Annotated in this window: 15 protein-coding genes; 12 read left to right on the forward strand and 3 right to left on the reverse strand. The window is 61.6% G+C overall.

From position 1 onward, the window contains the following. The first annotated feature begins 119 nt into the window (after nucleotides 1–119). From FHR70_RS18725 to FHR70_RS18760, 8 genes are all read left to right on the forward strand, one after another. Nucleotides 120–2,120 carry an AMP-dependent synthetase/ligase gene (locus FHR70_RS18725; protein WP_183452998.1) on the forward strand — a complete coding sequence of 667 codons (2,001 nt, stop codon included), beginning with the start codon at nucleotides 120–122 and terminating at the stop codon, nucleotides 2,118–2,120. After that, entirely contained in the window at nucleotides 2,117–2,917 is an 801-nt protein-coding gene (locus FHR70_RS18730) for an ABC transporter ATP-binding protein (RefSeq protein ID WP_183453000.1), read from the forward strand. The genes FHR70_RS18725 and FHR70_RS18730 overlap by 4 nt, the downstream gene beginning before the upstream one ends. Before the next feature lie 9 nt (nucleotides 2,918–2,926). Then, the gene (locus FHR70_RS18735) at nucleotides 2,927–3,883 is read left to right on the forward strand and encodes a branched-chain amino acid ABC transporter permease (protein ID WP_183453002.1); all 957 of its coding nucleotides are present in this window, start codon (nucleotides 2,927–2,929) and stop codon (nucleotides 3,881–3,883) included. Nucleotides 3,884–3,896: 13 nt separating this feature from the next. Continuing rightward, nucleotides 3,897–4,982 (forward strand): ABC transporter permease subunit, encoded by a 1,086-nt coding sequence (locus FHR70_RS18740; RefSeq protein WP_183453004.1) that lies wholly within the window; start codon nucleotides 3,897–3,899, stop codon nucleotides 4,980–4,982. 75 nt (nucleotides 4,983–5,057) lie between these two features. After that, nucleotides 5,058–6,380 (forward strand): ABC transporter substrate-binding protein, encoded by a 1,323-nt coding sequence (locus tag FHR70_RS18745; RefSeq protein WP_183453006.1) that lies wholly within the window; start codon nucleotides 5,058–5,060, stop codon nucleotides 6,378–6,380. A 150-nt stretch (nucleotides 6,381–6,530) separates the two neighbouring features. Beyond that, on the forward strand, nucleotides 6,531–7,361 hold the full coding sequence (locus tag FHR70_RS18750) for an ABC transporter ATP-binding protein (protein WP_183453008.1): 831 nt from the start codon (nucleotides 6,531–6,533) through the stop codon (nucleotides 7,359–7,361). A gap of 105 nt (nucleotides 7,362–7,466) precedes the next feature. After that, complete coding sequence (locus FHR70_RS18755; RefSeq protein WP_183453010.1) at nucleotides 7,467–7,856, forward strand: DUF805 domain-containing protein; 390 nt, start codon at nucleotides 7,467–7,469, stop codon at nucleotides 7,854–7,856. Nucleotides 7,857–7,948: 92 nt separating this feature from the next. Continuing rightward, the gene (locus FHR70_RS18760; protein ID WP_183453012.1) at nucleotides 7,949–9,181 is read left to right on the forward strand and encodes a phenylacetate--CoA ligase family protein; all 1,233 of its coding nucleotides are present in this window, start codon (nucleotides 7,949–7,951) and stop codon (nucleotides 9,179–9,181) included. 479 nt (nucleotides 9,182–9,660) lie between these two features. Here the strand turns inward: FHR70_RS18760 and FHR70_RS18765 are convergent, their stop codons facing one another. The 3 genes from FHR70_RS18765 to FHR70_RS18775 form a co-directional block, all read right to left on the reverse strand. After that, nucleotides 9,661–10,395, reverse strand: coding sequence for an outer membrane protein (locus tag FHR70_RS18765; RefSeq protein WP_425487881.1), 735 nt, complete (start codon nucleotides 10,393–10,395; stop codon nucleotides 9,661–9,663). A 434-nt stretch (nucleotides 10,396–10,829) separates the two neighbouring features. Then, nucleotides 10,830–11,279 (reverse strand): sigma-70 family RNA polymerase sigma factor, encoded by a 450-nt coding sequence (locus FHR70_RS18770; protein WP_183453016.1) that lies wholly within the window; start codon nucleotides 11,277–11,279, stop codon nucleotides 10,830–10,832. Between the two features lie 124 nt (nucleotides 11,280–11,403). Then, nucleotides 11,404–12,132 (reverse strand): pentapeptide repeat-containing protein, encoded by a 729-nt coding sequence (locus FHR70_RS18775; RefSeq protein ID WP_183453018.1) that lies wholly within the window; start codon nucleotides 12,130–12,132, stop codon nucleotides 11,404–11,406. A gap of 209 nt (nucleotides 12,133–12,341) precedes the next feature. On the opposite strand from FHR70_RS18775, the gene FHR70_RS18780 reads away from it, so the two are divergent. The 4 genes from FHR70_RS18780 (at nucleotide 12,342) to FHR70_RS18795 (ending at nucleotide 16,373) form a co-directional block, all read left to right on the forward strand. Beyond that, the gene (locus FHR70_RS18780; protein WP_183453020.1) at nucleotides 12,342–12,563 is read left to right on the forward strand and encodes a hypothetical protein; all 222 of its coding nucleotides are present in this window, start codon (nucleotides 12,342–12,344) and stop codon (nucleotides 12,561–12,563) included. Between the two features lie 143 nt (nucleotides 12,564–12,706). After that, nucleotides 12,707–13,381, forward strand: a complete 675-nt coding sequence (locus tag FHR70_RS18785; RefSeq protein ID WP_183453022.1) for a Crp/Fnr family transcriptional regulator — start codon at nucleotides 12,707–12,709, stop codon at nucleotides 13,379–13,381. A gap of 145 nt (nucleotides 13,382–13,526) precedes the next feature. Continuing rightward, entirely contained in the window at nucleotides 13,527–14,567 is a 1,041-nt protein-coding gene (locus tag FHR70_RS18790) for a Fe(3+) ABC transporter substrate-binding protein (protein WP_183453024.1), read from the forward strand. 81 nt (nucleotides 14,568–14,648) lie between these two features. Next, nucleotides 14,649–16,373, forward strand: coding sequence for an ABC transporter permease (locus tag FHR70_RS18795; protein WP_343058845.1), 1,725 nt, complete (start codon nucleotides 14,649–14,651; stop codon nucleotides 16,371–16,373). The last annotated feature ends 145 nt before the right edge of the window (nucleotides 16,374–16,518 follow it).

Raw genomic sequence — 16,518 nt, forward strand, 5'->3', positions numbered from 1 at the left:
AGAATGCTTCCTTAACGAAGTCCGGAGACGGACAGCCGGCAAAAGACCGGCAGGTGCATGCGCCGATACGGCCATGCATCAAGAGGGAACGTAGCCATACCGCGCCGGAAGACGCGTGGATGCCAGGGAGGTTGACGTCTTTGACGACGGCAGCAGATGCGCGCGCGGATACATTTCCAAAACTGCTCGTGCGCAACGCGCGCACGCGCCCGAACCGCACGGCGTTTCGGCACAAGGACTTAGGGATCTGGCAATCCTGGACATGGGCCGAAGTGCACGAGATCGTGCGGGCCTATGCCAGTGGGCTGCAGTCGCTCGGCCTGAAGCGTGGCGGCAAGATCGCCATCATCGGCTACAACCGCCCCTATCTCTACTGGAGCATCGCCGCGGCCCAATGGATTGGCGCGATCCCGATCCCCGTCTATGCGGATTCCGTTGCCGACGAGATGGCCTATGTGCTCGCCCATGCGGAAGTGACTCATGCGGCCGTGCAGGACCAGGAGCAGGTCGACAAGCTTCTTTCCGTGTCCGAGCAACTGCCCCAGTTGCAGCATGTGCTCTATGACGAGCAGAAGGGCCTGAGGGATTACGACCACAGCCGCCTCCACTCCATCCAATCCGTCGTCGAGGAGGGCCGTGCCCGGCTGGCAGAGACTCAGGAGGCTGAGGCCATCGAGCGGGCTCTGCAGGAGGGTAAGGGCGCGGATCTTGCGATCATTCTCTACACCTCCGGCACCACGGGCCGCCCCAAGGGTGTGATGCTCACCTCCGATGCGGTGATCGCAGCAGCCCAAATCGGTTGCGATTTCGACAAGCTCGACGAGAGCGACGAGATCATGGCCTATCTGCCGATCGCCTGGGTGGGCGATCACATCTTCTCCTATGCGCAAGCCTTCCTCGCCGGCCTCTGCGTCAACTGCCCCGAGAGCCCGGAGACGGTGGCGGATGACCGCCGCGAGATCGGCGCCACTTACGTCTTCGCTCCGCCGCGCATCTTCGAGAGCATGCTGACGCTCACCATGGTGCGCATCGAGGATGCCGGCTCGCTGAAACGGCACATGTTCCACACCTTCATCAATCACGCCAACAAGGTCGGTGAGAAGATCCTGAACCGGGAGCCGGGCGTCGGCTTGTGGGACCGCTTTCTATGGCAGCTCGGCAACGTGCTCGTCTATGCGCCGCTGCGCAACCGCTTCGGCATGACGCGCGTGAAAGTGGGCTACACGGCGGGCGAGGCCATCGGTCCCGAAATCTTCCGCTTCTACCGCTCCATCGGGGTGAACCTGAAGCAGCTCTACGGACAGACGGAAGCTTCCGTCTACATCACCATGCAGCCCGACGGCGAGATTCGCGCCGACACGGTGGGCCGCCCCGCTCCCCAGGTGGAAATCCGCATCGCGGATAACGGCGAGGTGCTCTACCGCTCCCCCGGTGTCTTCGTGGGCTATTACAAGGACGACGAGAAAACCGCAGAGACCAAAACGCCCGACGGCTTCGTGCATTCAGGCGATGCCGGCTTCTTCGACCAGAACGGCCATCTCAAGATCATCGACCGGGCGAAGGACGTGGGCAAGATGCGGGACGGCGCGCTCTTTCCGCCGAAATACGTCGAGAACAAGCTGAAGTTCTATCCCAACATCAAGGAGGCGGTCTGCTTCGGCGACGGCAGGGATTATGTGGCGGCCTTCATCAATATCGACCTCGTGGCCGTGAGCAACTGGGCCGAGCGGAACGGCGTCACCTACGCCTCCTATCAGGAGCTTGCCGGTCATCCCCGCGTCTACGACATGATCGAGAAGCACGTGGACGAGGTGAACCGCTCGCTGGCTTCCGAGCCGCGCATGGGCGGCGCGCAGATCAAGCGGTTCCTGATCCTGCACAAGGAACTCGATGCCGATGACGGCGAGCTCACGCGCACGCAGAAGGTGCGCCGCGGCTTCATCGCCGAGCGCTACAATCCCCTCATCCAGGCGCTCTATGACGGCTCCACCGAGGCAGACATCTCGACGGAGGTCACCTTCGAGGACGGCCGCAAGGGCGTGATCTCCGCACGGGTCAAGATCAAGGACATGAAGCTCTATCCGGCCGAGAACGGGCATGTACTGGAGGCCGCGGAATGAGAGCGCCCGACAACCCCGTCTTCGCCAAAGGCGACGTGCTGCTGGCCGTGGAGAACGTCTCGCTCGGCTTCGGTGGCGTGAAGGCGCTCACGGACGTGTCCTTCGACATCCGCAAGAGCGAGATCCGCGCCATCATCGGTCCCAACGGCGCCGGCAAGACCTCGATGCTCAACTGCATCAACGGCTTCTACTACCCGACGGAAGGACGCATCACCTTCAAGGGCGTGAAGCGCCCGAAGATGCGCCCCTACGAGGCGGCGCGAGGCGGCATCGCCCGCACGTTCCAGAACGTGGCCCTCTTCAAGAGCATGTCGACACTCGACAACATCATGGCTGGCCGCTCCATCAAGATGGATTCGAACTTCTTCTGGCAGCTCTTCCGCCACGGCCCGGCCATGAAGGAGGAGGTCGCGCATCGCCGCTTCGTGGAGGAGATTATCGACTTCCTCGAGATCCAGCACATCCGCAAGACCCCCGTGGGCCGCCTTCCCTACGGCCTGCAGAAGCGGGTCGAGCTCGGGCGCGCGCTTGCCATGGAGCCGGAGCTGCTGCTCCTCGACGAGCCCATGGCCGGCATGAACCTCGAGGAGAAGGAGGACATGTCGCGCTTCATTCTCGAGGTGAACCAGCAATACGGCACCACCATCGCGCTCATTGAGCACGACATGGGCGTGGTGATGGACCTCTCCGACCGAGTCGTGGTGCTGGAATACGGGCGTAAGATCGCCGATGGCACGCCATCCGAGGTCAAGGGCGACCAGCGCGTGATCGATGCCTATCTCGGCGTGGCGCATTGAGGGCGGGCGATGGACATTCTCTATAAGGTTTTCATCGAGCCCTTCGTCTTCATGGGCGAGGCGCCGGATCTCCTGATCCAGACCCTCTGGGAAGGCCTCGTTTCCGGCGTGCTCTACGCGTTGATCGCGCTCGGCTTCGTGCTGATCTTCAAGGCCTCGGGCGTGTTCAACTTCGCGCAAGGCATTATGGTCGTGTTCGCGGCCCTGACTCTTGTGGGCCTCTATGAGAAGGGCGTACCGGCCTTTCTAGCGCTGATCCTTGCGGTGCTCGTCATGCTCGTTCTCGCGGTCGTGGTGGAGCGAGTGGTGCTACGACCGCTGGTCAATCAGCCCGACATCATCCTGTTTATGGCGACCTTCGGGCTCACCTACTTCCTCATCGGCTTCGGCGAACTCATCTTCGGCGGCAATCCGAAGGAAATGATCACCGATGCCTTGTTCCTGCCCCAGGGCACGACGGAACTGGACATGCTGGGCGGAATGGTGCGCTTCCAGCACCTCGACATTGCGGCCGCCATCATTGCGTCGATTATGATCGGCTTGCTGGCGGTGTTCTTCTCCAAGACCCGGATCGGCCGGGCGCTGCGCGCGGTGGCGGACAGCCATAAGGCGGCGCTCTCCGTCGGCATCTCGCTCAACCAGATCTGGGTCATCGTCTGGTTTGCCGCCGGCATCGTGGCGCTGGTGGCAGGCATCATGTGGGGCGCCCGCTCCGGCGTATCCTTCTCGCTCCAGATCATCGCGCTGAAGGCGCTGCCTGTTCTCATCCTCGGCGGATTCACCTCCATCCCCGGCGCCATCATCGGCGGGCTCATCATCGGGGTGGGCGAGAAGATCGGCGAGTTCTACTGGGGCCCGCTCGTGGGCGGCGGCATCGAGACGTGGCTTGCCTATGTGATCGCCCTGCTCTTCCTGCTCTACAGGCCGCAGGGTCTGTTCGGCGAAAAGATCATCGAACGGATTTAAGAGGGGTCTTTCTGTGCTCTACCGTGAGGCCGGCCAGTTCAAAACCAACTATGTGGCAGACAGCGCCATCTTCCCCCTGCGCCAGGACAGGATCGGGCTCGGCCTCATCATCATCGCCGCCTATGCCCTGGCCTTCATGGGAAGTGACTTCCTGCTCCAAGCGGTTCTAATTCCATTCTTGGTGTTCTCGCTTGCCTCCATCGGGCTCAACATCCTGACCGGCTATACGGGCCTCTTGTCGTTGGGCACCGGCGCCTTCATGGGCGTGGGGGCATATGCCTGCTACAAGCTGATGACGGCCTTCCCGGAGGTGAACGTCATCGTCTGGATCTTCGTCTCCGGCTTCTTCTCCGCCGCCATCGGTGCCCTGTTCGGACTGCCCTCCTTGCGCATCAAGGGATTCTATCTGGCGGTTGCGACGCTTGCCGCGCAGTTCTTCCTGCAATGGTGCTTCATCCGCATTCCGTGGCTGGTGAACTACAACGTCTCGGGCGCGCTCGATGCCCCGCTGCGCACCCTGTTCGGCACACCGATCATGGGTCCGAACGCCACGCCGCAGACGCGCTATCTCGTGGTGCTGACTATCGTGATCCTGCTCACCTGGCTCGCCTCGAACCTCGTCCACGGTCGTATCGGCCGTATGTGGATCGCGATCCGCGACATGGATCTGGCAGCCGAACTCATGGGCATTCGGCCCTTGCAGACCAAGCTGCTGGCATTCGCGGTATCGTCCTATTATTGCGGCGTTGCCGGCGCGCTCCTAGTGTTCCTGTGGTATGGCGGCGCGGAATACGACGTGTTCAACATCAACCAGTCCTTCTTCATCCTGTTCATGGTGATTATCGGAGGACTGGGCAGTCTCATCGGCTCGTTCTTCGGCGCAGCGCTCATCTTCATCCTGCCGATCGTTCTCGGCATCGTGCTACCGGCCATGCTGTCACCCTTCGGCATCTCGGTGGGCGCGGACGTAATCGAGCACCTGCGCTTCATGATCGTGGGCGCGCTCATCATCTTTTTCCTGATCGTCGAACCGCACGGCCTCGCGCGGCTCTGGCAGATCGGCAAGCAGAAGCTCCTGGTGTGGCCGTTCCCCTACTGACGGTGAGCCCCAAGGAGACGAAAAGACGGAACAAGAATTCGGCCACCGGTCGATACAACGGGAGGAAACGCAATCATGTCGTTTCGCAAAATTGGTCTTGGATTAGCCGCCGCGACGATGCTCGCCGGCATGGCCCTGCCTGCGCTGGCGCAGGACTCGGTCTATGTTCCCCTCTTCACCTACCGCACCGGCCCCTTCGCCGGTTCCGGCACCCCCATTGCCGACGGCATGCACGATTACCTGCGCATGCTCAATGAGCGCGACGGCGGCATCGGCGGCGTGAAGCTCGTTCTCGAGGAATGCGAGACCGGCTATGACACCAAGAAGGGCGTCGAGTGCTATGAATCGGTGAAGGGCAAAAATCCTGTCATCGTGAACCCGTGGTCGACCGGCATCACCCTGCCGCTCATTCCGCGCGCCTCCGTGGACAAGATCCCGATCCTGTCCATGGCCTATGGCCTCTCGGCCTCGGCCCGCGGCGACATCTTCCCCTGGGTGTTCAACCCGCCGGCCACCTACTGGGACGGCCTCTCGATGATCGTGAAGTACATCGGCGAGAAGGAAGGCGGCCTGGAGAAACTGAAGGGCAAGAAGATCGGCTTCCTGCATCTCGACGCCGCCTTCGGCAAGGAGCCGATTCCGCTGCTCCAGGAACTGGCGAAGGATATCGGCTTCGAAGTCGCCCTTTACCCGGTTGCCGCGCAGGACATGCAGAACCAGTCCTCGCAATGGCTAAGCGCCCGCCGCGACCGCCCCGACTACATGATCATGTGGGGCTGGGGCTCCATGAACGGCGCGGCCGTGAAGGAAGCCGTGCGCTCGGGCTATCCGATCGACAAGTTCTACTCGGTCTGGTGGCCGGGCGAGGATGACGCCCGTTCCGGCGGCGCTGGCGCCAAGGGCTTCAAGATGCTCAACTGGCACGCGGTGGGAACGAACTTCCCGGCGATCCAGGACATCCAGAAGCATGTGGTCGACAAGGGCCTCTCCAAGGCTCCGAAGGACAAGGTCGGCGAGCTTCTCTACAACCGTGGCGTCTACAACTCGCTGCTGATCGCGGAGGGTATTGCTACTGCGCAGAAGCTCACCGGCAAGAAGGCCGTGACCGGCGAGGACGTGCGCCGCGGCATGGAGAACATCAAGCTCGATCCGGCGCGCCTGAAGGAGCTCGGCCTCGAGGGCTTCACCGACCAGCTCGTGCTGTCCTGCGCCGATCACAATGGCCACCGTGCCGCCTTCATGCAGGAATGGGACGGCACCAAGTGGGTGAAGATCTCCAATCCCATCGAGCCCATGACCGACCGCGTGAAAGGGCAGCTTGAGGCCGCAGCGAAGGACTATGCCGAAAAGAACGCCGGCTGGCCCAAGCGCACTGAGGCTTGCGACAAGGCGAGCTGAGAACCTAACCCTCTCCCCTTCGCGGGAGAGGGTGACCCTTGTGTCAACAAGGGTCGGGAGAGGGACCGAGTTTGCTCGATGACTGCCCCTCTCCCGGCTCACTCCGTTCGCCACCCTCTCCCGCAGAGGGGAGAGGGTTGAGAGGCTTTCATGACCGCCGCTTTACAGCCTGCTCCTGCCCAAACCGTCCTCACGGTCAATAACATCGAGGTCGTCTACGACCACGTGATCCTCGTGCTCAAAGGTGTCTCGCTCACCGTGCCCAAGGGCGGCATCGTGGCGCTCCTTGGTGCGAACGGCGCTGGCAAGACAACGACCCTGAAGGCCATCTCCAACCTGCTGCGGGCCGAGCGCGGCGAGGTGACGAAGGGCTCGATCCAATTCAATGCCGAGCGCGTCGACAAGCTCTCGCCGAACGAACTCGTGCGCCGTGGCTGCATCCAGGTGCTGGAGGGCCGCCACTGCTTCGGCCATCTCACCATTGAAGAAAACCTGCTCACCGGCGCCTTCACGCGCAAAGACGGCAATGCCGCCATCCGGCGCGACCTAGAAGCGATCTACGAATACTTCCCGCGTCTCAAGCAGCGGCGCACATCCATGGCGGGCTACACTTCCGGCGGCGAGCAGCAGATGTGCGCCATCGGCCGGGCCATGATGTCCAAGCCCTCGATGATCCTGCTCGACGAACCTTCCATGGGGCTCGCACCACAGATCGTCGAGGAGATCTTCGAGATCGTGCGCAAGCTCAATGCGACGGAGGGCGTGTCCTTCCTGCTCGCGGAGCAGAACACCAACATGGCGCTCAAATACGCCACCTACGGCTACATCCTTGAGACCGGACGCGTGGTGATGGACGGGCCGGCGCAGATGCTTCGCGAGAACGAGGACGTGAAGGAGTTCTATCTCGGCGTGTCGGAGGGCGATCGCAAATCCTTCCGCGCCGTGAAGAGCTATAAGCGGCGCAAGCGCTGGTTGGCTTGAGCTTGGTATGTGCCGAACCGCACTTGACGCAACGTCATAGCTTTTCTTAGGGTCCGTTCCCGTGAGAGGTGAATTGCTCACGCTATACGTTACTGGGGGCACTCCATGGACTTTTCTCAAGCAATCAGAATCTGTCTCAACAAATACGCCACCTTCTCAGGACGCGCCCAGCGTTCGGAGTACTGGTACTTCTTCCTGTTCATGGTGGTCGTGAACATCGTCGCCAGCGTTCTGGACTCTGCGATCTTCGGCGACATTCCGGTCCTCTATTTCATCGCCACTCTGGCTCTTCTGGTCCCCAGTATTGCGGCTGGCGTACGCCGCCTGCACGATACCGACAAGTCGGGCTGGTGGCTGCTGCTCGGCCTCATCCCAGTGGTTGGCGCCATCGTGCTGATCGTATTCTTCTGCCAGCACGGCACTGTTGGACCAAACCAGTTCGGACCGGATCCGCTGCAGGCGTCGATTGCGAACGCCCATATGGCCCGCGCCTAAAACTCTGTCTGGACTGGCATGTTACGGGAGAGATCATCGGACAGCACCGGCGATCTCTCCAAACACCATCAAGTTGAACGAGGGACACGCTCTTGGCAGATCATTATGATGCTCTCGAAACCCGTGATCCCGCCGAGCGCGAGGCTTCGCTCTTCGCGCGGCTTCCTGGAATCCTGAAGCAGGCTATGCGTTCGCCGGCCTATGCCGAGCGGCTGAACGGCATCGATCCCGCCGGTATCGTGAGCCGCGAGGCTCTCGCGACCTTGCCCGTGCTGCGCAAAGCCGAACTGCCGGGGCTGCAGAAGGCCGCCCTCCCCTTTGGGGGCTTCGTGGGCGATGCGCCAGGCTCATTCGGCCGCCTCTTCACGTCACCCGGTCCGATCTTCGAGCCGGAGGCAGCTGTCGCCGATCCATGGCGATCCGCGCGCGGATTGTTCGCCGCAGGCTTTCGGCGCGGCGACGTGGTACTCAATACCTTCAGCTATCATCTCACTCCCGGCGGCTTCATCATGGATTCCGGCGCGCGGGCCCTAGGTTGTGCCGTCATTCCGGCCGGTCCCGGCAACACAGAGCAGCAATTCGAGCTGATCGAGGCCTACCGCCCGGTTGCCTATTGCGGCACGCCGGACTTTCTCAAGATCCTGCTCGACAGCGCTGCGGTGGCGGGACGCGACATGTCGTCGATCAGGCGCGCGCTCGTGTCGGGGGCAGCCTTCCCGAAGTCGCTGCAGGAGGAGTTCTCCTCCAAGGGCATCGAGGCTTATCAGGCCTACGCCACGGCTGATCTCGGCTTCATCGCCTATGAGACCGCCGGGCGCGAAGGGCTTGTGGTGAATGAGGACATCATCGTCGAGATTGTCCGGCCAGGAACCGGCGACCCTGTTGCTGAAGGCGAGGTGGGCGAGATCGTCGTCACCACCCTCGATCCGCACCACACCTTCGTTCGCTTGGCCCTTGGCGATCTGACCGCCGTCATGGCGGGTGCGAGTTCCTGCGGGCGCACCAATATGCGCGTCAAGGGCTGGATGGGCCGGGCCGATCAGGCCACAAAGGTCAAGGGCATGTTCGTGCGCCCCGAGCAGGTGGCGGAGATCGGCCGGCGACATCCGGAGCTGGGGCGCCTGCGCCTGATCGTAACCCGCGAGGGCGAGACGGACGCGATGACCCTGGCGGCGGAAACGGCCAAGCCCAGCGATGACCTCGCCGCTGCCGTCGGCGCGACGTTGCAAAGCGTCGCCAAGTTGAAGGGCATCGTGACCCTTACCCCGCCCGGGGCGCTCCCGAACGACGGGAAGGTCATCGCCGATGAGCGCAAATACGATTGAACCGCTCCGCTTTCATCCCGGCAATCCGGCTTTGCGTGAATGCAATGACAGCCAAGCTTACCAGCCTTGAACGCCTGACTCTCAGTTCATAAGCTCAAGCTCGACGGTGATTCGGAAAAACCGGAAAAGATGAGGAATCACAAAAAGAAAGAGCACCCCAAAGGGTGCTCTAAGGTGTCCGGCCGTAGGGGCAAAAATGACCGGAGATGCCTAATAACGCAGGTGCCAAAAGTTAGTTCCAAAGTTTTTTGAAAAATTTTTTGTAGCCGGAACAGCGCCTCAATGAGGTCACGTTTTCCGGGTCTAGAGCTGAGCTTCCCGTGGGGGCAACTACGGGCCGGGGCCGCGACCACAGATCCTCCAAGGACGGGTCGCGGCCATTCTCCTCTTCAGCACCTGCCACTGCCCCTTCGCCCGATCCTACGAACAAAAGTAGGCCCGGGTTGCCCCGGGCCAGTTCTGTTGATGATGCGACGATATCAATAGGTGCCGAACTTGAAGTTCAGCTTGGCACGGGCAATGAAGAAGTCGTTGTCGTCGTTGCCGATATCTGGCGCGAATACGTCGACCGCCGGCCCGCCTCCGCTAGGCGTGAACGTTCCGACGAAGCCGTCGCCGTTGTCATTGTCGTCGTCGAAGCCGAGCCAGAGCCCCTCGACGCCGAATGTGACGGCTGAGGAACCGAACCAGTTCACCGGCAATGCCCATTCGACACCGCCGCCAGCGACCCAGCCCGTGTTGTTATCCGTATAGGCCAGACCGCCGGTGGCGTAGATCAGGACCCGATCGAATGCGACACCCGCACGCACACGCAACGTGCCGAACCAGTCTGACAGGTCATCTCTGAACTCACCGGGCACGAAGGTCCCAGGAGCCGCGGCCGGCACGAAGCTGACCCGCACGTCCTGATTGGTGTCGGCCCACTGGATATCGGTCTCAAGACCGAGCACGAACGATCCGATCTGGTAGTTGTACCCGATCTGGGCGCCGCCCGTGAAGCCGCCGTCATTGTTGTTGTCGAAGAACAGCGTACCAGGGGCCCCGCCGCCGATGATTACGGACTCACTATCATCGTTGCGCCAGCCCCAGCCGGCATTCACACCGGCATAGAAGCCCGTCCAGGTGAAAATGGGGGCAGCCGCGATGATCGGTGCTGGAGGAGCGGAGCGGACGGGAAGGTCGGCAGCTGAGGCAGCGGCTGCAGCAAGCGTCACGCCTGCAACCCCTGCAAGGAGGTTAATTACGCACTTTCTCATAACCGTAACCCCTTTATGTGAGGACTCACGGGAGAAAACTACGCTTATTTCCAAAGCCAAGGCTATGACAAAGACGCAACACCAGGAAAATCTGTAAGTATTCAATAGGCAAAATAGTAGTACTACTTTTGATATAAAGAATATTATCCAAGCAAATAGAAAACAATTCTCCTAGTAAGAACTTTAAATCGAATTGACAATACTTATTTCACATGCGCTAATAGTCATGTTTTCGGCTTGACAACCGAAGGCGAGGAGATCACTCAACCCTGCCCTACCGGGCGGGGTTTTTTCTGGAAGCATCGCCTTTGGCGCCCGCTGGATCCGAACGATGCGCCAGCCAAAAGTTGAATCATCGGATTGGATCCCAAAAGCGGATCCAATCCGATGCTCTAGAGATCGCCCAGCAGCAATTGAGCCTGGCCGCTTGCCTTCGGGTTCGGACGCTTTCTGTCGGAAGGTGCCGCGGCCCTAATCTCGCGGTTTCCAGTTCGCTTCCGATCGTTTGGAGTGGCCATGCGCGCTTTGGCTTGGTCCCGTGCGATGGCCTCCGGGGCGGACGGGTTGTCGTCCAGCCACTTGCCGCGCTTGATCACCTCGTTCACGCGGCCCTGGTTGACACCGAGCTGAAAGGCGATTTCCTGCTGAGTCATCTCCGTCGTGGCGTGAAGCTCCAAGATGCGCCGCGCCAGTTCCGGCGTCATCTTCTTCCCGGCGATCCGTCGCGCTGGTGTCACTGAACGCTTGGTGCGATCCCGCTCCCTAAGCTTCTGCAGGATCGCGAGCGCCATGTGCATTCCCTGCTCACGCAGGGCATCCTCGAATTCCTTGAGCGTGGTCAAATCGAACGCACTCCTTCAGCGATAAGGAAGGCCTTCAAGGAAACAGGTACCCGGCTCCCAACCCGAAAACCCTTCGATGAGATAACGGCTACGCTCGGGGTTGGTTTCAGCAACGGCCGGGCGATCAGTCCTCCTCTTCCTTGCAGGGCCAGGATTTCGGCTGAGATAACCCCTCCGGAAGTTTGGTCTGAGCCGTGCCACAGGCAATGTCGATCTGAGCCTGGGTGAGGCCGACAGCGCGGCTCAGGTCCGAACCGCCGACCTGAGCCAGGAACATGTATGTCCCGGTGAAATTTGCCCCCTGAAGATCAAGTCCGCTGAGACCCGCGCGGGACACGTTGGAGTAGCTGAAATCCACCCCTGTCACTTTGGCGCTCTGAAAGAGCACACGGGCGAGTTCGGCCTTGGAGAGGTTCGCCCCCGTCAGATCCGCGCCGCTGAAATCGGAGCGGTTCAGCTCGGCCTTGTTGAAATTCGCCCCTGCGGCCCTGACCTGGGCGAAATTGGAGCGGTTCATGTCCGACAGGACGAACATGGCTCCGGTCAAATTGGCCTGCCCGAAATTGGCGCGCCAGCCGAGGGCCTTGGTGAAGTCGGCGCGCGACAGGTCCGCTCCCTCGAAGCGGGTGCGGCTCACCTCGGTCTCGCTCAGGTTGGCCCCTGCCATTTTCGATGCTGCGAAGTCGCTCAACGTCAGCAGGGACCGTCGGAAAATGGTCCCGGTCAGATCCTCACCGGCGAGGACGAGGCGCGCTTTGGAGCATCCGGACCAGTCGGCACCCGGACCGGGCGCGTCCTGACATTTGGCCGCTGCCGACCCTGTGCAGAGGACAAGGAGGATCAGGCCTCCCATGATCCGGCTCCCTGCTCCCACCGTTAGCGCTGACGCCCGCATATGCACGAACTCACGGTCCTCCATGGGCCCCTCTCAAGGCTGTAGACAATAACTAGGCTTCACGGCCCTGCCGAGGAGGCCCGAACTGCAACTTTCCTAAGTCCGCACAGGACTCGACTTCCCTTACGTATGGTCTAGCTTCTCCAGCGATTCTTGTGGAGCCAAACATGCGTATCATCACCGTTCCCGCACTCATTCTTGCCGGCTTCACCCTCGGCGGCTGCGTTGCCTCCACGGGCCCTGTCGGCGTTCTGCCGCGCGATCCTGTTCCGCCCCCGCCGTCGGTTTCGGGCCAAGCCCCAAGGGGCAACGCTACCAGCCAGAGTGCCCGCACGACGGTTCAGCGCCGCACGTTGAGCGTCCCGGGCCAGGCTGCCCCCCGCTCCTGATCCCCTAAGACACAGGCCGCTTACCCGATCGGCTCAGAGATCCTCCTTTCGAGGCCGCCACACTGCGCCAATGCGTAGCTGGCGCAGATTCCTATTCCGGTGGTATATGCCCTAACGGGATATAAGAATGCGGGCGGGATTTTATGACTTGGTCCATAACCTGGTTTGAAGCCGTAGGCTGGCTGGGGGCAGCTCTCGCCATTGCGGGCTGCGCGATGAAAACGATCATCCCGCTGCGCTGCATCGGGATCGTCGCCAATATCTGCTCCCTGATCGTCGCCGCCCATCTGGGCAATACTGCGGGCGTCGTGGCTAATCTGATTTTGTTGCCGATCAACAGCGTGCGTCTGTATCAGATGCTCGGCCTGATCAAGCGCGTGAAGCAAGCGTCCAAGAGCGATCTGTCGATGGAGTGGCTCAAGCCCTTCATGACCCGCCGCAAGACCAAGGCCGGCGAGGTGCTGTTCGCCAAGGGCGACGTCGCCACCTGCATGTTCTACACGATCTCCGGCCGCTACCGCCTGAAGCAGATCGGCATAGAGCTGGTTCAGGGCCAGGTGGTCGGCGAGATGGGCTTTCTCTCACCGGACAACACCCGCACGCAGACCCTGGAATGCATCGAGGCAGGCGAAGTGTTGAGCATCTCCTATGACGAGGTGCGCCAGCTCTATTTCCAGAACCCGCAATTCGGCTTCTACTTCCTGCGGCTCGCCAGCGAGCGGCTGTTCGCCAACATGGAGAAAATGGAAGAGGAGATCATCCGTCTTCGTGCCGCTCTGCCGGAGGTCGAGACGGTCAGGAAGGCAGCCTCAGCTTAGAAGAATTATAAGATCCTGCAGTTTAGAATTCTTATAAGTTATTGATTTCAATCTGGTTTTTGATTGACCGCAAAGTCCGATCATGGTTCTTGCAGCATCAATGGGACACGGCACTACGCCGCCATAATCGATTGTGAAGGAACCTATGATGGCGAACATCTCGTTTGCGCGCGGCCTGCTCTGCGGAGCGGCTGCTCTTGGTGCTCTGGCCGGATCGAGCCTCTCCGCCTCGGCTGAGGAAGTACTCAACATCTACACCACCCGCGAGCCCGGCCTGATCAAGCCCGTCCTCGACGAGTTTACCAAAGAGACCGGCATCAAGGTCAATACGATCTTCATCAACAACGGCCTTGAGGAGCGCATCCGCACCGAGGGCGCGAACAGCCCGGCCGACGTGATCATCACGGTCGATATCGGCCGCTTGGCAGCCGCCAAGGACTACGGCGTGACTCAAGCCGTGAAGTCGGAGGCGCTGGAGAAGGTCATTCCGGCAGCCTATCGCGATCCCGAGGGCCACTGGTTCGGCATCGCCCTGCGCGGCCGCGTCGTCTACGCCTCCAAGGAGCGCGTGAAGCAGGACAAGATCACCTACGAGGAGCTTGCCGATCCCAAATGGAAGGGCAAGGTCTGCATCCGCTCGGGCCAGCACCTCTACAACATCAGCCTGATCGCCGCGATGATCGCCCACAAGGGCGAGGCGAAGGCCGAGGAATGGCTGAAGGGCGTGAAGGCAAACCTTGCCAAGAAGCCCTCGGGCGGCGACCGCGAGCAGGCCAAGGACATCCTGGCCGGGGTCTGCGACATCGCCGTCGGCAACACCTACTACGTCTCGCTCATGCTCAACGGCAAGGACGAGGAGCAGAAGAAGTGGGGCCAGGCGATCAACGTGATCCTCCCGACCTTCGAGGGCGGCGGCACGCACGTGAACGTCTCCGGCCTCGCGCTGGCGAAGAACGCTCCGAACAAGGCCAACGCCGTGAAGTTCATGGAGTACATGGTCTCCGACGCGTCCCAGCAGATCCATGCCGAGCTCAACTCGGAATACCCGATCAAGGCCGGCATCAAGATCCACCCGACGATCGCCTCCTTCGGCGAGCTCAAGGCCGACAACGTGCAGATCGCCGAGATCGCCAAGTTCCGCAAGAAGGCCAGCGAGCTGGTCGACAAGGTTGGCTTCGACCAATAAGACAATGGGCGGCTCATTCAGCCGCCCTCTTCTTTTTCAGAGAGGCGCTGCCGATGACGGTGGCGCCGTTTCCATTTGACCGTGATCGCCAAGACCCACTCTGCCATCGGCTCATCGCCCAGGACGAAAACAAAGCGGATTCCGTGGTGGCTCTCCGCCGCCGTGGTCGCTGTCGGCCTGCTGGTCGTTCTGCCTGTCGGTGCGCTCATCGGCATTGCGGCCGAGGGCGATGCAGAGATCTGGCCGCATCTCATCGCCAACGTGCTGCCGGCCAGCACGATCGACACGCTCGCCCTGCTCATCGGCGTTGCCATCGTGGCGGGTTCCATGGGCATCACGACCGCCTGGCTCGTCACCGCCCACCGTTTCCCCGGACGCGGCATCCTGGTGTGGCTCCTGCCGCTGCCGCTCGCCGTGCCGACCTACATCACGGCCTATATCTACGTGGAGATCTTCGACTCCGCCGGCCTCGTGCAGATGGCGCTTCGCGACCTCATGGGCTGGCGCTCACGGGCCGATTACTGGTTTCCTGAGATCCGCTCGCTGCCCGGCTGCATCCTCGTTCTGTCCGTGGTGCTCTATCCCTACATCTACATCGCAGCACGGGCGATGTTCCTGACGCAGAGCGCCAGCATGCTGGAAGTGGCGCGCACCCTGGGTGCGAGCCGCATCAAGCTTTTTCGGATCATCGCCCTTCCACTGGCCCGGCCAGCGCTCGCGGTCGGCGTATCGCTGGCGCTGCTGGAGGGGCTCAACGACATCGGGGCCAGCGAATATCTTGGGGTGCGCACGCTGACGGTCTCCGTCTACAACACCTGGCTCAATCGCGGCAGCCTCGCAGGCGCGGCACAGATTGCCTGCGTCATGCTGATCTTCGTCGTCAGCCTGATCCTGATCGAGCGCTACGGACGGCGGGACAGGCGCTATGCCCTCTCGCCGAAACGTCATCGCACGGTCCATCCCGTTCCACTCGTTGGCGGACGCGCCTGGACGGCGACCCTGCTCTGCGCCCTGCCCGTCCTCATGGGCTTCATCCTGCCAACGGGATTCCTGCTGCGCGAGACCCTGCGCGGCAGCCTAGTCGATCAATTCGACAGCGATTTCCTCGCCCATTTCATGACGACCATCGGCCTCTCCGTGGTTGCAACAATTGTGGTGCTGGCTATCGCAGTTCTGCTGGTGTCGGCAGCCCGCCTATCCAAGAACTCCCTTACCAAGGGAGCGCTCTTCGTGGCGGGACTCGGCTATGCGCTGCCGGGTACTGTGCTGGCGCTGGGGCTCATGACGCCCTTGGTCGGATTCGACAACTTCATTGGCACGATCTGGCGTCACCTGACCGGAGAGCGCCTGGGCCTCCTGCTCATGGGGGCCGCCGGTGGCATCATCATTGCCTACGTGATCCGCTTTCTGTCGATTGCAACGGGCTCCCTCTCGGCGGGTCTCGACCGCGTCTCCCCCAGCCTGGAGGATGCGGCTCGTACCCTCGGCGCCTCGCGGCGGGAGATGGTCTGGTCCATCCAGATTCCGCTCATGCGCCCTGCCCTGGCGAGCGCAGCCCTGCTGATCTTCGTCGACTGCATCAAGGAGCTGCCCGCGACCCTGCTGCTGCGGCCTCTCAACACGGAGACGCTCTCGACGCTTGTCTACACCCATGCCTCGCGCGGGCGCTTCGAGGACGGATCGCTAGCCGCCCTGGTCATCGTACTGGTCGGGCTCATTCCAGTGATCCAGCTGGTGCGCAGCGCAGAGACACGGCCAAAGGTCGCGGTGGAAAGCACGAACTCGTCGGACACCTCCAGCCCATAAGAAAAGCGGCCCTTCCAGGCCGCTTTCCATTTGCACTTGATGAGCCTTATGCCGCGTTCGACTGGCCGCCATTCAAGGCGACCTTGAAGTCCGCCGCCGTCTTGGCCTTGATCTCCTCGACCGTCACGCCGTCGGCGAGCTCGAT

This window comes from Microvirga lupini (assembly GCF_014191055.1).
Taxonomy (GTDB): domain Bacteria; phylum Pseudomonadota; class Alphaproteobacteria; order Rhizobiales; family Beijerinckiaceae; genus Microvirga; species Microvirga lupini_A.